The organism is Geoglobus sp. (assembly GCF_054018175.1).
In genome coordinates, this window is the sequence record NZ_JBPLZQ010000061.1 from 1 (window position 1) to 18,889 (window position 18,889).

An 18,889-nucleotide genomic window follows, 5' to 3' on the forward strand; every position below is an offset into this window, starting at 1 on the left:
CATTCCCACCGTGGCCAAGAAGGGGGACGTCGCAGGTGTGAAGCGGGCCTTGAGAGATGTGCTGGTAAAAGCGGGTCGTGCCGATTTACTTGGAGCATTTAAATAATATACCTGCTAAAATTTTTAGCGGATGTCAGAGAACATTAATATAGGAGAAAAGCCAACTGTAATATTGTGATCCACTATGAGGCGCTTTAACTGGAGACTTTTCAAAAGAAAGGGCAGGAAGAAGGAGATAATGAAGGACGAAAAACTCCTGATGAAAAATGTCGATGATATTAAAAATCCGGTGGAAGAGAGGACGGTTCATGAGGTCGCAAGAGAGATCCTCCCGGAAGAGGATTAGAGTCAAATTCACTTTTTTGGGTGGTTTCGAGTTCAGGGAAAAGGAGGTTGAGGTGGAGGGTGAAAGGCGGTACTCCGAGCTGCTCGAAGAACTCGGGATAAACCCCGAGACGGTGGTAATAATCAGGGGAACCGATCCTGTGCCCATCGATTCTGTGGCTGAGGAGGGAGAGGTCAGGGTTCTCAGGGTGATATCCGGAGGTCAATGACGGAGGTAGCGATCCTCTTTTTACTCTGGGTTCACTGAGAACAAGGTTAATAAATAGGGGGTAAATCTTATAATATCAATCAGGGTGGTTGATGGATAATGGTTAAAAGCTATCTTGTCATAGCCGACAGCGGCTTTGGCGGGACATCCCTTGCCTACAACATCACGACGAAGGTTTCGGATAACATAATCTGGTTTCCATCTGAGAATCCCATAATAGTCAAGAGAATTGTTGAGTCGTACAGAGAACGGCGAAACCTCGAGATATTCAGCTCGAGGAAGTTCAACATTGCCAACCTCAACGAGATCAACATAATACTGTCGAAGTCGATTGAGACGAGGCGCGAACCCTCTTCGGTCTGCATAACCCTCATTTCCGAGCTAATTCTCGTGCATGGTCTGGAAAAAACCTACCTCTTCCTCGCGAACCTCATGAACAAGGTGGAGAGCAAAAGCGGAACCGTTGTCGGGTTGATGATCAAGAATGCCCAGCCGAGAAGGGACGAGATTCTGATATCGAGGCTGTTCTCTGAGATTTTCCACCTGGAAAACAAGCTGAACTCCAATCAGCTCCGTTTTATCCTCACCTCGGAAACACCCATAGACGGCAGGTTCGTTTTTGAGCTTGAGGTGAACGGATACAGGGTTGAACTCGATCCCGTTCTCGAAAAGTACATAAAGGAAAAATAAACTATTTATAGGAATCTGCACAGTCTCTTCTCATGCCTGGCATCATACCCCACAGACACTGTGTGGTTTGCGGGAAGGCAATAGAGCCGGAGGAGATATTCTGCGGAAAGGACTGCCAGACGAGGTATGAGGAGGACAGAAAAAAGCAGAGAAATTACATGATCTTCATGTTCGCGATGCTGTTCGGAATACTCTTCCTGATGATGTTCTCTAATCTGTGAAAACGTCGAGCCTGTCCACCTTCCTGAAGAATCCTGCGACCTTGCAGAACGTGGTCCTTTCTTTTATCTCCTCCACAATTCTGTCCGAAAGTTTCTCCTCAGCCTCAGCGAAGAACACGTAGTCCCCGAGCTTGGTACCGGCCGGTCTGCTCTCGAGCTTCCTGAGGTTTATCCCGTTCCTGTAGAAGACTTCGAGAACTCTGTAAAGCGCTCCCGGCCTGTCATCCACTCCGAAGAACAGGCACGTGAGGTTCTCGTCACCGTTGGATGAGCCTCCCTTCCTTCTGATGATGTAGAACCTCGTTCTGTTGGATTCTATGGACTGTATGTCTCTCTTGATTATCTGCAGCCTGTAAAGCTTTGCCGCAAGCTCTGAGGCAATTGCTGCCGACCTGTCGTCCAGCATCTCTATAGCCTCGCTCGTGGTTCTTGTGTACCGTATCTCCGCGTGCGGAAGGTAGTTGTTCAGGAACTCGCTGCACTGGGCTATGGCTTGCGGGTGAGAGTAGATTACCTCGATATCCTTAAGCGAGAGCTTCCTTTTCGCCACCAGGTTGTGCCTTATCTCTGCCTCATGCTCCGCGAAGACCTCTACGTCGTGCCTCATGAGCGCGTCCAGCGTGTGCAGGACAGTTCCTTGGAGCGAGTTCTCTATCGGTACTATTCCGTAATCGGCCCTTCCACTCTCCACAGCCGAGAATATGTCCTCAACCTTGTTCTGGTATCTCAGCGGAAGCCTTGAGCCCACGAGCTTCAGGGCAGTTTCCTCAGAAAAGCTCCCCGGAGGACCGAGAACCGCGACCTTCTTCGAGACTCCGAGGACTCTGTATTCCTCTTCCTTTGTGAGCTTCATCAGCTTTTCGAATATCTCTGAAACCATGATCGGGTTCAGCTGCGTTTTTGCAGTCAGTTCCCTGAGTTTCACGTCCTCGACGTGCGATATCTCAACCGGCTCATTTATCCGCTTCTTCTCTATTGCAACAAGTCTTCCCGCAGAAACCCTCTTCTCTATGAGCCTGAGGATGAGGGAGTCAACGGCCCGTATGTATCCCCTCAGCATGGCCAGGCCCTCTACACTCACCGTGGACTTGTAGGCGTCGAGGATGATTGTGGAGTCAGAGTGATTGTCGAAGGTTTTTCTCAGCTCTTCGACGAGCTTCTGGAACTTTTCCTCGTCCTTCAGAACTTCGTCGAGCACGCTGGCGGTGTTCAGGATCTCCTTTCTGATGTCCTCTGCGTTCTTCTGTATGTGGAAGTAGAGCCTCCAGTCTTGGTTGATTATCCTGCTGGCCAGCTTGTGAATGACGAGAAATATTGGCGATCCGTATTGGTACTCTCCCTTGAACCTGTTCCTGAGGGTCATGGCAAAGAGGAAGAGCAGAAAGTGTGCCGTGCCCTGTATCTCTGCCATCCTCCTGTCGTGCTCTTCTGGTGGCAGACTGGAAAGTATCGCCCCGGCCCTTCTGAACTCCTCGAGTATGGTGTTCTCCTCCTCTCTCCCACTTCTGTGCACAATTATTATGTTCGACAGCCCTATCTCGCTGTCCGGCCCGAACATGGGGTGTATGCTCAGGTAGTCGAACCCCATCCTCTCGAGGAGAGGGATGGCGTGCCTCTTCAGTGTGGAGATGTCGACGATCAGCGCCCCCCGGTTTCTCCTGTGTATGTGGATCAGCGCGTTCTCTATCTCGTCCATCGGAACGCACAGGAATATCACTTCGAAATTACTTATTTCGCTCTCGTCTATCTCGCTCCTCTCCCTGCTGATATCATATCCTCTCACGTAGTAACCCCTGCTGTCGAAGAACCTGTGGAATATTCCTCCCATTCCGCCCATCCCGTATATCAGGATCTTCATATGACTCCCATCGATTTCAGAATCTTTCTCGCGGTGTAGATGTCGTACTGCCCCGGGGCCACGGGGGTTGATAGGGAGCAGTATATGAACGGAGCCCCCAGGATGAAGGAGAGCACCCTCGTGTACGCGTACTTCCTCCCCATCAGAAACGCGACGACATCATCATACTCGGTCAGGAGCTTCACAATTTTCAGCACATCCTCCTTCCCGCTGCCCATTGTGGCTATCTTCAGGATGTCACCCCTTTTTCCCTCCACGAGGTCCCTGAGCTCCTCGTATGGCGGTGTTTCGGAGAAGTTGTGGTAGGACTCGATGATCCTCACCTTTTCGAACCTGAGGAACGCATCATCATCGAGCCTTGTCTCGATGTCCACGTAGTCTGAGTACTTCGAATACTTCCTGAGCAGTTCCAGCCTTTCCTCCTCACTTCCGTCGTACCTCCCACCGTCTTCCCTTCGCCTTATCGTCACTATCGACTGCTTTCCGGTCCTCACCCTCTCGTACTCCGGCAGGGAGGGGAACAGGTCAAGCCTGAACTCAACAACATCCGCAGCTCTCAGCGCCTGGGAAGCTTCGGCGAAGCTCTTGACGCTCACGACGAACTTACCCTTCAATTATGCTCGCCTCCACGGCAACACCGAAATGGCGAGCCTTCTCACCGAGGTATGCGAGGACTTCATCTCCTTCCCCCAGCTCCGCAACGCTGACGTGCTTTCCGTCCGGCCTGACGAGTTTTATTGTCTCTGCGTTCTGGAGAATGACCGACCCCTCGACGTCACCCGCCCTCGCTCTGATTAACAGCATGGGTCTCTTTTCAATCTTTACACGCCCAACGTAGCTTTTTCTCGTTCTTCCGTCGAATCTGACTATCTCCACCTCATCACCGGATCTCAGCTCCGCGAGGTACCTCGTTCTTTCCCCAACCCTGATGTACGCGTTAACGCTCCCTGCGTTCACCCTGAAAGGCCTCGAAGAGACGTACTCGCTCTCCTCACTTTCGCTTGCCACGAGAAACATGAATTCTGCCGTGTTACCGACAAGCATCCCCTCTCCGGGAGTCATGAGCGAAATCGTATCCACGCACACCCTGTCCCCCATTCCGAGCTTCCTGATCTCAACAACTTTCGCGGGAATAAGGCTTACTCGACCTTCGCCCTCCACGACGTCTCTGAACGCTCTCATCTCGTCCCTGGTCATGGGTGTTATTGCCACACCGTCCGCACCCCTCTCCAGAGTCGTTAGCACGACTCTCGCCTCTTCCACGTCCCTGACAACGGGTATTACCTTGGCACTGCCCTTCATGGCGATCAGGTTTTCGAGCGGGATTATCTTCCAGTTCTCGAAGTCGAGGAACAGCCTCTTCCTGCTCCTGCTCAGCCGGATTGCCTCTTCCTGATCCTCCGCGCCTCTAACCCTGTGTACCTCCGCCACCTCTACCTCAATGCTTCCGAGCCTTGATGCCAGCTCGACAAACTCCTCTCTGACAGCCACGCCGGTGAATCCGAGCTCTATTGCGTCTTTCACCCTTTCCTTTACCTCTTCCCAGCTGTCCCCATCATCTATTAACCAGATCTCTTTCATACGCAACACCGTGTATGACTCTCGCGATTCTGATCGCGAGCTCTCTCGGATTCTCTGCCTGAAATATGTTTCTGCCCGCAGCCACACCTTTGGCCCCGGCCTCGATGGCCTCTCTCACAACTTCGAGAAACTCGGCCGGACTCTCCTTTTTCACCCCACCGGCAATGAGCACCGGGACCTTTGAGTGGGCAACGACCTCCCTGAACGTCTCGACACTCCCGGTGTAGTTCGTCTTCACGATGTCTCCCCCTATTTCGTTCGCAACCCTCACGGCGAGCTTAACCTCCTAGACACCGTACTCGTTTATTCCACTACCCCTCGGGTAGCTCATGACGAGGAGAGGGATTCCGTAATCGTCGCACTGCTCAGAAATCAAGGACGCCTCCCTTATCTGCACACCATCGCTGCTGCTACCGACGTTAATGTGCACGCTCACAGCATCCGCCCCAAGCTGAATGGCCTTCTCGACGCTCGTGATGACGTTTTTTGCCAGCGGGTCGGGGCTGAGGTAGGTGGACGCGGAGAGGTGGACTATCAGGGCAGACTCCATTTCCTCGACGTAAGCGGAGTGCTTCGCCATACCCTTGTGGAGCACAAATGCGTCTGCAATCCCGTCGAGCAGAGCAAGCATTCTGTCCACATCCTCGAGCCCGTCCTCCGGTCTGGTCATTCCGTGGTCCATCGGGACTATGAATGTCCTGTCACCTTTCAGTATCCTCCTGAGCCGTCTCTTCTTTCCGTGCATTTTTATGCACCTCTTTTATTCAACAAACTTATATAAACCGCCCCCAGAACCATCGAACATGGAGAAGTCATGCACAGCACCTCCAGAATCAGTAGCCAAAGCTAAACCCAAACCAGAAAAATCCGAAGTACCCGTATCCTCTTTCCGGGACGTGCGGCATTCGATCAGACTCATGACTGCCAGTATTTAAACCTTTCTGATTATTCATTAACATTAACGTGAGATGTTGAGCTCCCTCAGCACCTCTCTGAGCGAGTCGGAACTCCTGATAAAGCCCACGCTTTGCCTGATTTCACTAACGATTGCCAGCTCGAAGAACCTGCCACCGTATTCGCCGAACAGCTTCTTTATGCTATCGAGAAAAGCATCGACGTCCTCGTAGACGACCTCGAATCCCCTCCCGGTCGTCTCCCTCAGGTGGACCTCCAGCACCTTCACCAGCGCTGGGTTGGTTTTCTCAGCAGCTCTCTTGACAGCTTCAACGACGACCTCCTGTGGCGACTCCGGAAAGTCGTCAATCAAGTATCACCACCCCCTGCTTACCTATCTCATACTCGTGAACTCTGTTTGAGTGGTCGCTCGCCCTCTGCTTGAGGACAGTCAGCTTTCTCTTCAGCTCGGAACCGTCGATGAACGTCGTTAGGACGATCATGTTGTCGGCGAGGGTGCTCAGGTACGTTGCGGGAAACGTCGTCAGGTTGCTGAGATCCACCCACCTGTTCAGCGTCGCAAGAACTGTCGTGCCGTTCTCCTTGGAGACAATCTGCAGGTACCTCATCATCTTGGTGAGTTCTCTCATGTCCATGTGCTGCTGCAGCGACGTCAGGCTGTCTATCACCATCACTTCCGGCCTGTGCTCTGATATTGGCTGGGAGATCTTCACGAAGTAGGAAACCGGGCTTTTCGCCTCTGGAATGAAGTCAAAGACCATGAACCAGTCCTTAACGGACTCGTAGTCCATGCCGTAATTCTCCATTGCCCTCAGAATGGCGTTCCTGCTCTCCTCGAACGTTATGAACATCGCCTTCCTGCCAAGCAATGCGTTTGCGTAGCAGAAGTGTATTCCGAACGTCGTCTTTCCGCTGCCGGTGTTCCCCACCACGACGGTAATGGTGCCCCTGTAAAACCCTCCGTCAGTAAGCTCATCAAGCCTTTCAATCCCGGTTGTTAGCTTTTCGTTTGAAATGAATTCGCTCGCGTCGAGTTCAGGCACATCAAATACAATGAGCCCCCTGTCCGTTATCTCGAACTCGTAGCTCGGTTTGTCGATGCTCTTCCCCCTCATCTTCAGGACCTTCATTATCCTCCTGAAGTGCTCCCTCTCGTAAATGAGCTCGAGCACGATAACACCATCAACGACGAACTCCTCGATCCCGTGTCCCAGCTCGGTCTTTCCGAAAGGCTTCTCGGAGATCAGTATGGCCTTCGAGTTCATCATCTTGACGAACCTGCCTATGGATGTGTGCAGAAAGCTCCTTACGTGTTCTTTTGAAAACGAGGAGAGTATGGACGTTATGGAATCGATCACTATGAGGTCAGGTTTGTTCTTGTATATCTCAGTGTACAGATAGTTCAGCTGGTTTTCAACCACGCTCCTTCCCGCGCTGAACAGGTCGTAATACGTGAACGAGTCCCTTTCGAGGTCAAGCCCTACCTTTCTTGAGTTTCTGAAGAACTCCTCCCTCGTTTCGTTAAATGAGATGAACATCACCTTCCCGCCTTTTTCGAGCTCCTCCTGAGCGATGGATGACGCGAGAATGGTCTTTCCGGTTCCTGCCTCCCCGGTTATGAGAATAACGGATCCATCGGGCAGTCCACCCTCGATAATCTTCGACAGAACCATGTCGAACATTTGTTTGATCCAATATATTACTCTATCGAAATCAGGATCCAGCAAATATATATTCAGCGATCATAAAATTGATACATGCTGAAGAAAACACACGCGATCGCCACGTTTACGCCCGCGTATCTGTTAACGTCAAGTCTTGAGTTCTCGCTGTATGCGGTATTCTTTGGACTCCTCAGCGACCTCGACTACGTGGTTGGAGTGAAGCACAGGGGTGTCACTCACTCGCTCCTCTTCATGATTCTGCTGTCGTCAGCGGTGGGGTACTTTAACCCGTCACTCGGGGTGGCTGCGTTCTACGGGGTGGGGATGCACATACTCCTCGACATGCTGACGAAGTCCGGTGTTCAGCTCTACTGGCCCATGAAGAGGAGGGTGAGAATCGCCGAGATGTCATTTGACAGCGTTGTCGCAAACTACGCCATCATCGCCACCTGCATTATAGTGCTCTGGTACCTGAAGGGAATCGCAATTCTCAGGTTAATAAACGGGCTGAGCTGAACTCCTGCATGGGTTGATGTGGAAAATGATCGCTTATTCGCTGTGGAAGGAGGAGATTTTATTTTCAGCCTGCTGGTAAAATTCGAAGAATTGCCGGGGCCCTGCCCTCAAACACCCCAGCCCAAAATAAGATTGAGAGGATAGTCCCGGTGTATGTTCACGTGGGTGCTGGTCCTTTTTTCCTGAATGCAGGTTTGTCTGAGTCTCTAATTCTGCTGTAACACAGGAAATATGCGGAGCTGCAGCCACTCCGCAAACATTACATATTTCCAGCGTATCATGTGTCACGAGCCAAAAAGTGGTGGTTGGTGTGGATAACGAGGATTATTTTGATAGAGTGGCCCGTCAGTGGGACGAGATGCGTAAGAGCTTCTTTTCAGATGAGGTCAGGGAAAAGGCTCTGTCAGCAGCCAGCGTAGAGAAGGGCAGGATTGCCGCTGACATTGGAGCTGGCACGGGCTTTATTGCGGAAGGGCTGGTTCGCAGAGGTCTGCGAGTTATCGCGGTTGACAGGTCAAAAGTGATGCTGAAGGAGATGAATAAAAAGTTCGAGCATTTCGATGTGGATTGCTGTGTCGGAGACGCAGAAAAGCTCCCCATCCGGGATGGATCCGTTGACTACGTTTTCGCCAACATGTGCCTCCATCACGTAGAGTCACCACCCAGAGCGATAAAGGAGATGGTGCGGATTCTCAAGCCGGGAGGTAAGCTGGTGGTTACGGACCTGGACGAGCACAGCTATGAGTTTCTGAGAGAGGTGCATCACGACAGGTGGATGGGTTTCAGTAGGGCGGACATCGAAAGGTGGTTCAGGGAGGCAGGACTCAGAAACGTGAGTGTGGAGTGTGCGGGTGAGAACTGCTGTGCCCAATCATGCTGTGGGGAGAATGCTGAGATCAGCATATTTGTGGCCTCAGGTGAGAAATGAGTGCCGATTTGCAAATCTGGAATGCTTCGCAAACGTGCAACAGATCCATTACCGAAAAGCTATGCGGGGGGTGGGATTCGAACCCACGAACCCCTCCGGGAGTGGATCTTGAGTCCACCGCCTTTGGCCTGGCTCGGCAACCCCCGCACTCAGGGGCATTGAATCACTCTCAAATCATGTTTATGAAATTTGTGGTGTAAAATCTCCGTTTTCGAGCGCTACTCTGCCCTCTCCTCGAACACCTCGTTTATCGTCTTTATCGCGCACAGATCCCCACACATGCTGCATGTCTCTCCCTTCGATTTCCTCCTGGCGTGAATGCTCATGGCCCTTTCGGGGTTTACGGACAGCCTGAACTGGGTTTCCCAGTCGAGCCTCTTTCTCGCGAGACTCATTTCGTAGTCAAGCCTCCTCGCCCTCTCTCTCTGCCCCTCCTTTACCAGGTCTATTGCGTGTGCGGCTATCCTGGAGGCGATCACACCCTCCGCGACATCCTCTACCGTTGGAAGCGCGAGGTGCTCTGCGGGAGTTACGTAGCATATGAAGTCAGCGCCGTGCATGCCCGCAATCGCCGCACCTATCGCCCCGGCGATGTGGTCGTACCCTGCCGCTATGTCCGTTACCAGCGGACCGAGAAGGTACAGCGGGGCCTCGTTGGTGGCGTACTTCATGGCCTTCACGCTCGTTTCGATCTCGTCTATGGGCACGTGTCCCGGTCCCTCAACCATCGCCTGCACCCCTGCATTTCTGCACTCCTCGACAAGCTCTCCGAGAATTATGAACTCCGTGAACTTGACCCTGTCACTCGCGTCGTGAATGCAACCAGGTCTGAAAGCATCTCCAAGGCTGACTGTGACGTCGTACTCCCTGAGGATTTCCAGCAGGTAATCGAAGCTCCTGTAGTAAGGATTCTCGGCGTCGTTGTGCTTCATCCATGCTATGGTGAGCGATCCACCCCTGCTGACCACTCCGAGGAGCCTGTTACTTCTCTCGAGCCTCTCGACTGTAACCCTGTTGACACCTGCGTGGATTGTCATGAAGTCAACTCCGTCCCTCGCATGCCTTTCGACCACCCTGAAGAAGTCGTCCTCGTCGACATCGTAAATGCTCTTCTCCCTTGCGAGCTGGTATATGGGGACGGTCCCGAAAGGGACCTCCACAACTTCCATTATCCTCCTTCTGATGCTGTCCAGATCTCCTCCGCTGGACAGGTCCATTATTGCATCTGCACCGTACTTCTGGGCAATTCTGGCCTTCTCGATTTCCTCATCAACGTTGACGTAATCTGCGGAGGTTCCGACATTGGCGTTAATCTTGGTTGACATGAGCTTTCCAATCGCCCTTGGCCTGAATGAGTCGCCCTTCAGAATGTTTCTTGGAACAACGACCTTACCTTCTGCGATGAGCCTGAGGATTTTTGAGAGCTCCACACCCTCGTGACTCTCAACTTCTTTAAGCCATTCCGGATACTCGCCCTTTCTTGCCATGTCGACAAGTGTTTCCATAAAACCCGGAAAATCGGAGGAGAATAAAAATGCTTTGCAAAATTGAAGGGAAGCTAAATATCACCACTCGACTGTTATTGCGTTGTTGGGGCAGGCTCTAACGCATGCGCCGCACTCCATACAGGCCCCCTCATCGACAACGGCGACGCTGCCGTTCAGCGAAATAGCATCCCCCTTGCATGCACCTATGCAGGCTCCACAGCCATCACACTTGGTGGCATCAATTATCGCAGGCATGACTCAGCCTGCATCTCCAAGTAAAATATCGTTTGAGGATTCTTGAGGGTTTGAATCATACCCGCACTGTCGCTGGTTATTCCTGTTTTTTGGTATTTTTCCTTTATTGAACGACAATGCTTATATAGTATGCGTGTTCTTGATCTCCTATGAATAAGAAAATTCTGCTGGACGAGAACGAGATGCCGGACAGGTGGTACAACATCCTGCCAGACCTGCCTGAACCCCTTCCACCACCTCTCGATCCTGAGACAGGCGAACCTGTAAAGCCAGAGAAGCTCGAGGCAATTTTCCCGAAAGAGCTCATCAGACAGGAGATGAGCACGGAAAGGTACATCAGGATTCCAGACGAGGTTCTCGACATCTACCGTCTCTGGAGACCCACCCCGTTGATAAGGGCAACGAGACTCGAGGAACTCCTCAGGACTCCGGCGAAAATATTCTACAAGTACGAGGGTACGAGCCCTCCGGGGAGCCACAAGCCGAATACCGCCGTTGCTCAGGCATATTACAACGCTAAGGAAGGTGTCGAGAGGCTGACGACAGAAACGGGCGCGGGGCAGTGGGGTTCGGCTCTCGCGTTCGCCACAAGGCTGTTCGATCTGGAGTGCAGGGTTTACATGGTGAAGTCGAGCTATCACCAGAAACCCTACAGGAGGGTCCTGATGGAGCTGTGGAATGCTGAGGTTATCCCCAGTCCGTCCACGCTCACCGAAAGTGGCAGAAATGTGCTCGAGAGGGACCCGGACAGTCCGGGAAGTCTGGGGATTGCAATAAGCGAGGCGGTTGAAGATGCTGTGCGGAGCGATAACACGAATTACAGCCTCGGCAGTGTGCTGAACCACGTGCTCCTTCACCAGACGATCATAGGAATGGAGCTGAAGAAACAGCTCGAAATCGCTGAGGTTACTCCGGACGTGATGATAGGGTGTGTTGGAGGCGGCAGCAACTTCGCGGGACTTGTTTACCCGTTCGTGAGGGATGATGGTATAGAGTTCGTCGCCGTTGAGCCAGAGTCGTGTCCCACCCTGACGAGGGGGGAGTACAGGTACGACCACGGAGATATAGCGGGACTCACACCGCTGCTGAAGATGTACACCCTTGGCAGGGATTTCGTACCACCGCCGATACACGCTGGTGGGCTCAGATACCACGGCGACGCTCCATCTCTCAGCCTCCTCGTCAAACACGGGATCGTGAGGGCAAGGGCCGTTGGACAGGTTGACACTTTCAGGGCCGGCAAGATTTTCGCAGAAACCGAGGGAATCGTTCCCGCCCCCGAGTCCACCCACGCGATAAAGGTGGCGATAGACGAGGCACTGAAGGCAAGGGAAAGTGGAGAGGAGAAGGTCATAGTTTTCAACCTGAGCGGTCACGGGCACTTCGATCTCAAGGCTTATCAGGACTTCATGGAGGGCAGGCTCACCTAACCCTCCCTCAGCTTTTCCATCATGAACAGTGCGGTTACGAGTATTGCCAGGTTAAACAGCACGCTGACCGCAACACTCTTTCTGTAGTCGAGGTAGGCCCCGATCAGCGAATTTATGCTGAAGTACAAACCAATCACGGCAACGAACGTCAGGACTACAGCCAGAACGACCATCGACTTCTTCACAATCTCCTTCTCATCCACGAGGCAACACCTCCCGCTGCGACAGCGGTCAGAACCTCAAATCCGGGAGCTGCGAGTTTCGGACTCCTGTCGTACTCGTACCTTGATGGTGAGGGGGTTCTTTCCTCGACGATGAAGTCCTCCACCCTGAAACCCTCCTTCCCGGATTTTTCCTCTACATCCTTGTACGGATTCAGTTTGAGGGTCCTCTTCCATGACTCGATCAGGTATCCGTTGTTCCAGAGTTCGAGTACAACGTAGTAGTTGTACCCGTCCTTCAGGGTCAGCGAAAACGAGACGAGGTTCGTCATCCCCTTCTTCAGCGTCACCTCCCCCCAGCTCTCGTCGGCAAGCACACCCGACTCGAGCTGCACAGCCTTTATGTGAAACTCAACGGTGTAGTTGGCTAAGGGATCGATGTAGTACGTCGCCTTCACCCTCACAAGCTCACCGCTTTTGTTGATGAGCCTGAAGTCAGCGTCTCTGACGAAGATCTCCACGGACTTCTCTGCTGGAGGGAGTGATGACAGGCCGAGGATCCTCATATCGTGCCTCGAAAGAACCTTACCATTCCTTTCGAGAAGAATCCTCACGAGGTAGTCGTAAGACTTCCTGACCGTGCAGTTGACGACCGCGGTGTAGTCTCGCCCGGTCTTTTCCGGGAGCTCCTTTGAAAATTCGTCGATAAGCAGGTTCGTCCTGATGTCCGTGAACTTCACCTTCAGGGTCAGGTTCTCCATTTTTTCCGGTTTTGTCAGTTTGATGCTAAACTGCAGATTTACGTGGCTCGTATTTACGCTGAGCGACTTGGTTTCCACGTAGTCTATTCTGGCAAATCCGGGCTCAGGTTCCTGGGACGGAATGAGTGCGATTATCACAGCCACCGCAAAGAGCGCCAGCATTACTGCGAGGTACTGCTTTAGGTTCATAGATACTAATAAGTTCAGTATAAATTATCAATTTTTCGATTAAACTGCAGGTTAAATCACAAGTATCGTGCTTTGAATCAAGTCCGGTGTGAGATATCAGCAATTCCAACCGACGATCTCGAGAGCGTCCTTCGCTTTCTGGAGTCCAGTCTGCAGGCTGGTGCGCGATCCGGTTTCGGGAACATTTAAATATAAATTCAGAGTATCTTAATTCGGGTGACAGTTATGGAGCCTGAGGGAAACGCTCAGACAAATAACGGGAAAAAAGATTCTGAGAAGGAGGCTAAAGGCGTGACCGTTCCTGTGGGTGTTAAAATTGGTTCTCAGAGGACGGTGATTGCCAGAGGGGATGAGATAATCATCGTGGAAACATGCGTTAAGGAAAAGGAGAATCCGATAACGGGAGAGAAGGATTACGTAATCGGAAACGAGGCTGCTGAACTTTACGGTGACGAGGCCGTTTACATGCTGAGAGGTGGGCTGCCAGGTAGCGAGGAGGAGGCCGAGCTTCTCAAAATATTCCTGACGAGGATAGCCAGTGAATACGGAATCCCGGAGAACTCCTACGTTACTTACGGAGTCCCCTCAACTGAGTCCGAAGAGGGCGTCCAGCTGTTCAAGAAGGTCGTCAGCCAGGTTCCGATAGGGTGGGCAGGAAAGGAGGTGTGGAACGACTCGTTCCTCGCAGCCCTCGCCCTTCCTGAAGGTCTCGGGATGCTGGAGAGAACGTTCGTGGTTGTGAACGCGGGATCAACCACCACAGATGTCGTTGCGGTCAGGAAGGGTGAGATACTCTTCAGCATGGTTACCGGAGAGGTTTCGGGAGATCTCGTGGACAGGTGGATAAAGAACGAGATTATGAACGAGACGAGGGGTGCCGTGAACGTGGACCTCGCAACGGCGAGGAGCTACAAGGAGAGGTACGCCAACCTGAAGGAGTGGAAGAGCATACAGGAAACAGTCCAGCTGTTTGACAAGGGTCTCTTCACGTTCAGAATTGACGAGGCGGTAAACAGACCAGTTGAGAGGTACCTCGACAGCCTCGTCGACTTCGTCGTTCTCGAGTTCCTTCCCTCACTTGCGGAATTCAACTTCAAGATGTACAAGAAGGTCCTTGAGTCGGACTTCATACTAACAGGTGGCATGGCTGAGATCCCCGGGCTGAAGGAGAAGTTCGCCACAAAGCTCTCGGAGTCTCTCGGAACCTCCGTGACTGTCAGGTGTCCCGAGAACCCGCTCACCGCTTCCGCAAGAGGTGCACTGCTGATTTCCAAGCTGAGGGTTAAGCAGTAATTCAGCCACTCTTCACAGCTTTTATTTTCTGTGATCGAGACGGTGAACGGTATGGATCTCGAGAAGAGACTTGAAAAGTGGGACGCGCTGTTTGAGGAGCTGAAGGAAATTGTGGAGCACTTCATACCATCCATTGAAAAGAACGTGAGCGACGCCCTGTCCAAGGTGAACGCTCTTGAGCAGAGGCTCCAGAAAGTCGAGTCTGAAGTGGAGGGCCTGAAAAAACTGCAGTCTGAGACTGGCAGCGATGATGCTGAAAGGCTGAGGGAAGAGCTGGGCAGGATAAGCAGGGAGGTCGAGAAGCAGGTGACATCTCTCAGGACAGAGGTAAGGAGCATAAAAACCTCGCTTGACAGGCGGCTGGATGAGGTAAGCGGTGAGCTCGACTCGAAAATCAGGAGCATCAGGGAGGCGATACCCGACTCGACTGTGGTGAGCGTGCCAGAGGCTGACATGAGGAGGCTGGAAAGTGAAATTGAAGAGCTGAAAGAAATGCTCGGAAAACTGTATGGTGAGATAGAGCAGCTGAAAACGAACATGACCGAGCGCCACAGGATTCTGAGGGAAAAGAGAGTGGAGGGCAGGTCACCGAGACTTCTGTAGGGCGGACCATGAAGGAGGTAGACTTTTCCGAGCTGAGAGAAAGGCTTGAGAGGGTAATCTCAAAATACGAGCGGCTCAGGAGAGAGGGCGGAGTGGTGTTCTCGTTCCCCTCCGGAAAGGGGGGCGTGGGGAAAACCACGGTGACCGTGAACCTTGCCGCAGCCCTCGCCCTCAGGGGGAAAAGGGTGCTTGCAGTTGACCTCAACTTCGCGCTGCCGAACCTGCACATGTTCCTTGACGAGCGGCCCGAGTACACGTTCACGCACTTTCTTTCTGGAAGGGCGGAGTTCTCGGAGAGCGTCGGAAAGGTGCATGTCGGTGACGTCAGCTTCGACGTCTCTCCCGCCGAGTCTCTCGTGGATTTCGGGGACAGGATACAGATCGAGAGACTGTATTCTGTGATACCCGTTCTGAAATCAGTGTACGACTACATTCTTCTTGACGTCTCTCCCGGACTTTCGAAGTACGTTCTGTACTCCATAAAATCGTCAGATCACGTCTTCGTGGTCTCTGCGGACGTCAGACCCGCGTACGCCGACGCGCTCAAGGTCTCAAAGCTCGTCACGAGCCTTGGCGTACCGAATGAGGGGTTCATAGTGAACATGGTTCAGTCGAGGGAGCTCAACTACTTCAAGCACATGGGTGTTTTTGCTGTAATACCTCACGACGAAATGCTGAAAAAGGCAACGCAGAACGGAAGAACGATCTTTCACCAGAAGTTCTCCAGAATTCTGTCCCACTCGAGAAAGGTTTTCGAGAAGATGGCCGAGGAGATCGTGACTCGCTACACTCCCCAGCTGTGATCTCCTGTTTTTTAAGTGCCCGCGGTGAAATATTGAAAGTGGGGCCGCCGAGACTTGAACTCGGGTCTCCACCCCCCCAAGATGGAAGGATAACCAGGCTACCCCACGGCCCCCCGGCGAAATCTTGAGCACCCTGTGTTTAAATATTCTCCGATCGAACACCTTTCAGTTCTGGCGGACGTATATTTTTCGATAATAAATTTTTTCCGATAATAATTCTTAAATATGTGCGGCATTAACTGAAAAACATGTGTTCGGCTCAGGCGAAGTTCGGAATCGCCAAACTTGACGAGATGCTCGGAGGAGGGCTTGACCGGGACACCGTCAATCTCATCGTTGGGAGAAACGGGGTGGGCAAGACGATTCTCGCCTCGCAGTGGGCGGCTGAGGGTGCGAGAAACGGGGAGAAGGTGGTGTACATACTCACGACAATGTCGAGGAACAGCTGCAGAAGTTACCTCGGGAGCTTCAGCTTCATGAAGGATGTTTACGACAGCATTGAGTGGGTGTTTCTCGATGTGGACGTCAGGAACCTGCTCCCCCTCACGAAGGAGAACTTCACCAAGCTCGTTTCCGGAATCTTCGAGACCGGGCTCGATAGTGTCGACAGGCTCGTTTTCGACTCTGTCACGAGTGTGGAAAAGGCTTTTGCGGATCCGGTCCTGTACAGGAGGGCTCTGAACTACCTTGCCGACTTGTGCTACGATAACGACGTTACGGCCATAATAGTCGAGGAGGCACCACTTTACGGCGAGTTTGGAGAGGCAAAGGCACTTTCGGAGTGCGTAATACACCTCGACATACTCCGGGTTCCCGGGGGTTACGGGAGGGCCATGAGGATTATAAAGAAGTACAGGACAGACCATCCACTTGACTGGATACCCTACGAGATCACCGGGGATGGTATAGTGGTTAAGGAGGGCAGGTATGTCAGGGTCAGCTACGAGTTCCACTACGAATCTGGGTAAGCGGATATTTGACGAGCTGTCGAGGGGAAATGAGGTAATTCTCGTCAGGAGTAGCGTGACCTCATACTTCACCGCGGTGTCGGAAATACTCCGCCTGCTGACGTCGATATCGAAGGGGATATACGTCTCCCTAAGCAAGCCATGTCCGTCCATAAAAAGGCAGCTTGAGAGGGACGGTGTCAACGTCAGGAACATAATATTCGTTGACTGCGCAACAAGGCAGTTCAGCAGCGAAACAGTGGAGAGCGGGGAGTGCATGTTCATAGAATCACCGAACCCAGTACAGATTGCGGTGTATGTCGAGAGAGCAATGGACATGGTGGATTCAGAGCTCAAGTTCGTTTACATGGATTCTCTCTCCACGATCGCCCTCTACAAGTCTCCCGAAACTCTGCTCAAGTTCATGAGGCAGCTGACAGGCAGGATAAGGGCGAAGGGCTTCAAGGGCATTATCGTCGTCGTGGAAAATGAAATAGAGCCCCCTTACTTCGCCCAGCTATCCCTGATGTGTGACTCGGTTGTCGAGGTGGGGTGAGTGTTCCTCACGGGCGTGGATGTCATCGACCGGCACGGTGGTCTCAAACCTGGGCTGATCTACGTTATCGAGGCCCCTGGAGCAGGAGGAAGGGAATTCATCTACAGCCTGCTTTTAAGAAACGAAAGCGCAAATCCTGCAGTGATAACCCTGACGTCGACAGTGGAGGAGGTTGGACGGGAGGTGGAGCTCACGTATCCCCCGCTTTCCGAAAAATTCGGTGAGATCAGGGTCGAGAGTATGGCAGATCTGTACTTCAGGGACAGCATCGTGCCGCTGAAGTGGGTGATCGGTGAAGAGGAGCTTCCGCTGAAGAGGGGAGAGAGCTTTCTCGAGAAGCTTGTCAGGGTTTTTGACTCTATTCCCGGTGGGTCAATCCTGTTTCTCGATTCCGTTACGGATCTCGTGAGGATGGCTGGAAGGGGTGTGGAGTGGCCTGATGTTGTCGATCTGATGCTCGGGATCAGGAAGCTCAGCATCAGGAAGGGCAGCCTAACCCTTGCCCTGGTAACGTCAGGGGTCCTCGGGACTAAGGAGGAGAACGAGATCCTTGCCGGGTCTGATGGGATAGCAGTCTTCGAGTGGGTGGACGAGAGGGGTGGAATGTCGAGGTGGATGCACTTCCGGAAGCTGGTCGGGATAATGGGGTACCTCGAGAGAGAGAAGATTTCGAGGTTCAGGATAAGGATTGACCCGCACTCCGGCTTCTCCGTGACTCAGTACGAGAGGGTGATCTGATGGGCGGGCTGGTGTCAACGGGGATACGCGGTCTTGACGTGATGCTCGGCGGAGGAATCCCGAGAGGCCACGTGGTTGCGATCATCGGACAGTACGGAACGGGAAAGACCACCATAGGTCTTCACTTCACTTACGAAGGCCTCAAGAACGGGGAAAACTGCATGATAATAAGCTTCGATGAGGATGAGGAGAGCATCGTAGCTTCTGCCGAAAGCTTCGGGATGAAGTTCTCCGAGCACTCAGATAGACTGCTGATAGTGAGGCTCGAGGCAGAGGATGTTAAAAAGAGCCTCGAAAGGGTTGAAAGCGAACTCAAAATAGCTATAGACAGAATTGATCCTTCGAGGATCGTGACAGACTCCGTGTCCGTTCTCGAGACTCTTTACGACGACGCCGGAAGGTACAGGATGCTGTCAAAGCTGAGGGACCTGATAAAATCCTCCGGAGCCACCGCAATACTGACGAGCGAGTGTGACAGGAACAACCCGTTCAGCTCCAAGTACGGTATTGTGGAGTACGTGTCCGACGGGCTCATCTCTCTCAGAGTCGTCAGGGAGAGTGAGCTCGAAGAGGCGATACTGGCTATTGAGGTCATAAAGATGAGGAGGATGCACCACTCCCGCAGACCCAGACCCTACTCAATTACCAGCAGAGGGGTAGAGGTTTTCGAAGAAGCCGAGATAATGTGAGTGTGGCACATCTCGGCCTCAACTAATTCTCGTTCCCCTTACAGCCCCCTC

23 protein-coding genes, 2 tRNA genes and 1 pseudogene are annotated in these 18,889 nt (G+C 52.5%); 14 read left to right on the forward strand and 12 right to left on the reverse strand.

Annotation, left to right across the window (positions count from 1 at the left end):
• The first annotated feature begins 184 nt into the window (after window positions 1–184).
• From ACXJJC_RS04890 to ACXJJC_RS04905, 4 genes are all read left to right on the forward strand, one after another.
• Entirely contained in the window at window positions 185–346 is a 162-nt protein-coding gene (locus tag ACXJJC_RS04890) for a hypothetical protein (protein WP_456369787.1), read from the forward strand.
• Entirely contained in the window at window positions 309–554 is a 246-nt protein-coding gene (locus tag ACXJJC_RS04895) for a ubiquitin family protein (protein ID WP_456369788.1), read from the forward strand. Before ACXJJC_RS04890 ends, ACXJJC_RS04895 begins: the two co-directional genes overlap by 38 nt.
• A gap of 98 nt (window positions 555–652) precedes the next feature.
• On the forward strand, window positions 653–1,243 hold the full coding sequence (locus tag ACXJJC_RS04900; RefSeq protein WP_456369790.1) for a hypothetical protein: 591 nt from the start codon (window positions 653–655) through the stop codon (window positions 1,241–1,243).
• A gap of 32 nt (window positions 1,244–1,275) precedes the next feature.
• Entirely contained in the window at window positions 1,276–1,464 is a 189-nt protein-coding gene (locus ACXJJC_RS04905) for a DUF2116 family Zn-ribbon domain-containing protein (protein WP_456369791.1), read from the forward strand.
• On the opposite strand, the gene pheA is transcribed toward ACXJJC_RS04905, so the two are convergent.
• From pheA to ACXJJC_RS04935, 6 genes and pseudogenes are all read right to left on the reverse strand, one after another.
• A complete protein-coding gene (gene pheA, locus ACXJJC_RS04910; protein WP_456369793.1) occupies window positions 1,454–3,322 on the reverse strand; it encodes a prephenate dehydratase in 1,869 nt (622 codons plus the stop codon). The genes ACXJJC_RS04905 and pheA overlap by 11 nt on opposite strands.
• Window positions 3,319–3,936 (reverse strand): type I 3-dehydroquinate dehydratase, encoded by a 618-nt coding sequence (gene aroD / locus ACXJJC_RS04915; RefSeq protein ID WP_456369795.1) that lies wholly within the window; start codon window positions 3,934–3,936, stop codon window positions 3,319–3,321. Before aroD ends, pheA begins: the two co-directional genes overlap by 4 nt.
• Window positions 3,926–4,903 carry a 3-dehydroquinate synthase II gene (locus tag ACXJJC_RS04920; RefSeq protein ID WP_456369796.1) on the reverse strand — a complete coding sequence of 326 codons (978 nt, stop codon included), beginning with the start codon at window positions 4,901–4,903 and terminating at the stop codon, window positions 3,926–3,928. Before ACXJJC_RS04920 ends, aroD begins: the two co-directional genes overlap by 11 nt.
• Window positions 4,878–5,648: pseudogene (locus ACXJJC_RS04925) on the reverse strand (2-amino-3,7-dideoxy-D-threo-hept-6-ulosonate synthase). Before ACXJJC_RS04925 ends, ACXJJC_RS04920 begins: the two are co-directional and overlap by 26 nt.
• Before the next feature lie 213 nt (window positions 5,649–5,861).
• Window positions 5,862–6,170, reverse strand: coding sequence for a NitrOD5 domain-containing protein (locus tag ACXJJC_RS04930; protein WP_456369797.1), 309 nt, complete (start codon window positions 6,168–6,170; stop codon window positions 5,862–5,864).
• The gene (locus ACXJJC_RS04935) at window positions 6,163–7,491 is read right to left on the reverse strand and encodes a DUF7125 family protein (RefSeq protein ID WP_456369799.1); all 1,329 of its coding nucleotides are present in this window, start codon (window positions 7,489–7,491) and stop codon (window positions 6,163–6,165) included. Before ACXJJC_RS04935 ends, ACXJJC_RS04930 begins: the two co-directional genes overlap by 8 nt.
• 84 nt (window positions 7,492–7,575) lie before the next feature.
• Between ACXJJC_RS04935 and ACXJJC_RS04940 the strand changes: the two genes are divergently transcribed.
• Together ACXJJC_RS04940 and ACXJJC_RS04945 are read left to right on the forward strand one after the other, a co-directional pair.
• Window positions 7,576–7,998, forward strand: a complete 423-nt coding sequence (locus tag ACXJJC_RS04940) for a metal-dependent hydrolase (protein WP_456369800.1) — start codon at window positions 7,576–7,578, stop codon at window positions 7,996–7,998.
• A 310-nt stretch (window positions 7,999–8,308) separates the two neighbouring features.
• On the forward strand, window positions 8,309–8,926 hold the full coding sequence (locus ACXJJC_RS04945; RefSeq protein WP_456369801.1) for a class I SAM-dependent methyltransferase: 618 nt from the start codon (window positions 8,309–8,311) through the stop codon (window positions 8,924–8,926).
• Window positions 8,927–8,988: 62 nt separating this feature from the next.
• On the opposite strand, the gene ACXJJC_RS04950 is transcribed toward ACXJJC_RS04945, so the two are convergent.
• The 3 genes from ACXJJC_RS04950 to ACXJJC_RS04960 all read right to left on the reverse strand — a co-directional run bounded on the left by ACXJJC_RS04950 (window position 8,989) and on the right by ACXJJC_RS04960 (window position 10,668).
• Window positions 8,989–9,073: transfer RNA gene (locus ACXJJC_RS04950), tRNA-Leu, on the reverse strand.
• A 71-nt stretch (window positions 9,074–9,144) separates the two neighbouring features.
• Complete coding sequence (gene thiC / locus ACXJJC_RS04955) at window positions 9,145–10,431, reverse strand: phosphomethylpyrimidine synthase (protein WP_456369803.1); 1,287 nt, start codon at window positions 10,429–10,431, stop codon at window positions 9,145–9,147.
• 60 nt (window positions 10,432–10,491) lie between these two features.
• Window positions 10,492–10,668 carry a 4Fe-4S binding protein gene (locus ACXJJC_RS04960; RefSeq protein WP_456369804.1) on the reverse strand — a complete coding sequence of 59 codons (177 nt, stop codon included), beginning with the start codon at window positions 10,666–10,668 and terminating at the stop codon, window positions 10,492–10,494.
• A 149-nt stretch (window positions 10,669–10,817) separates the two neighbouring features.
• Here ACXJJC_RS04960 and ACXJJC_RS04965 point away from each other — a divergent pair, with 149 nt between their 5' ends.
• Complete coding sequence (locus tag ACXJJC_RS04965) at window positions 10,818–12,098, forward strand: TrpB-like pyridoxal phosphate-dependent enzyme (RefSeq protein WP_456369806.1); 1,281 nt, start codon at window positions 10,818–10,820, stop codon at window positions 12,096–12,098.
• Here the strand turns inward: ACXJJC_RS04965 and ACXJJC_RS04970 are convergent.
• Both ACXJJC_RS04970 and ACXJJC_RS04975 read right to left on the reverse strand, forming a co-directional pair.
• Complete coding sequence (locus tag ACXJJC_RS04970) at window positions 12,095–12,301, reverse strand: hypothetical protein (protein ID WP_456369808.1); 207 nt, start codon at window positions 12,299–12,301, stop codon at window positions 12,095–12,097. The genes ACXJJC_RS04965 and ACXJJC_RS04970 overlap by 4 nt on opposite strands.
• The gene (locus ACXJJC_RS04975) at window positions 12,280–13,209 is read right to left on the reverse strand and encodes a DUF7490 domain-containing protein (protein ID WP_456369810.1); all 930 of its coding nucleotides are present in this window, start codon (window positions 13,207–13,209) and stop codon (window positions 12,280–12,282) included. The genes ACXJJC_RS04970 and ACXJJC_RS04975 overlap by 22 nt, the downstream gene beginning before the upstream one ends.
• A 225-nt stretch (window positions 13,210–13,434) precedes the next feature.
• Between ACXJJC_RS04975 and ACXJJC_RS04980 the strand changes: the two genes are divergently transcribed.
• Genes ACXJJC_RS04980 through ACXJJC_RS04990 form a run of 3 tightly spaced genes read left to right on the forward strand, consistent with a single transcriptional unit; the run spans window position 13,435 to window position 15,908 of the window.
• A complete protein-coding gene (locus ACXJJC_RS04980) occupies window positions 13,435–14,502 on the forward strand; it encodes an actin-like salactin (RefSeq protein ID WP_456369812.1) in 1,068 nt (355 codons plus the stop codon).
• 51 nt (window positions 14,503–14,553) lie between these two features.
• Complete coding sequence (locus ACXJJC_RS04985) at window positions 14,554–15,105, forward strand: hypothetical protein (RefSeq protein WP_456369814.1); 552 nt, start codon at window positions 14,554–14,556, stop codon at window positions 15,103–15,105.
• A gap of 8 nt (window positions 15,106–15,113) precedes the next feature.
• Window positions 15,114–15,908 carry a MinD/ParA family ATP-binding protein gene (locus ACXJJC_RS04990; RefSeq protein WP_456369815.1) on the forward strand — a complete coding sequence of 265 codons (795 nt, stop codon included), beginning with the start codon at window positions 15,114–15,116 and terminating at the stop codon, window positions 15,906–15,908.
• Window positions 15,909–15,947: 39 nt separating this feature from the next.
• Here ACXJJC_RS04990 and ACXJJC_RS04995 read toward each other — a convergent pair.
• Window positions 15,948–16,021: transfer RNA gene (locus tag ACXJJC_RS04995), tRNA-Pro, on the reverse strand.
• A 135-nt stretch (window positions 16,022–16,156) separates the two neighbouring features.
• On the opposite strand from ACXJJC_RS04995, the gene ACXJJC_RS05000 reads away from it, so the two are divergent.
• From ACXJJC_RS05000 to ACXJJC_RS05015, 4 genes are read left to right on the forward strand one after another with little or no spacing between them, the layout of a single operon-like run.
• Complete coding sequence (locus ACXJJC_RS05000) at window positions 16,157–16,876, forward strand: RAD55 family ATPase (protein WP_456369817.1); 720 nt, start codon at window positions 16,157–16,159, stop codon at window positions 16,874–16,876.
• The gene (locus tag ACXJJC_RS05005) at window positions 16,836–17,411 is read left to right on the forward strand and encodes a DUF7504 family protein (RefSeq protein ID WP_456369819.1); all 576 of its coding nucleotides are present in this window, start codon (window positions 16,836–16,838) and stop codon (window positions 17,409–17,411) included. Before ACXJJC_RS05000 ends, ACXJJC_RS05005 begins: the two co-directional genes overlap by 41 nt.
• A complete protein-coding gene (locus ACXJJC_RS05010) occupies window positions 17,412–18,149 on the forward strand; it encodes an RAD55 family ATPase (RefSeq protein WP_456369821.1) in 738 nt (245 codons plus the stop codon).
• Window positions 18,149–18,838 (forward strand): KaiC domain-containing protein, encoded by a 690-nt coding sequence (locus ACXJJC_RS05015; RefSeq protein WP_456369823.1) that lies wholly within the window; start codon window positions 18,149–18,151, stop codon window positions 18,836–18,838. Before ACXJJC_RS05010 ends, ACXJJC_RS05015 begins: the two co-directional genes overlap by 1 nt.
• The last annotated feature ends 51 nt before the right edge of the window (window positions 18,839–18,889 follow it).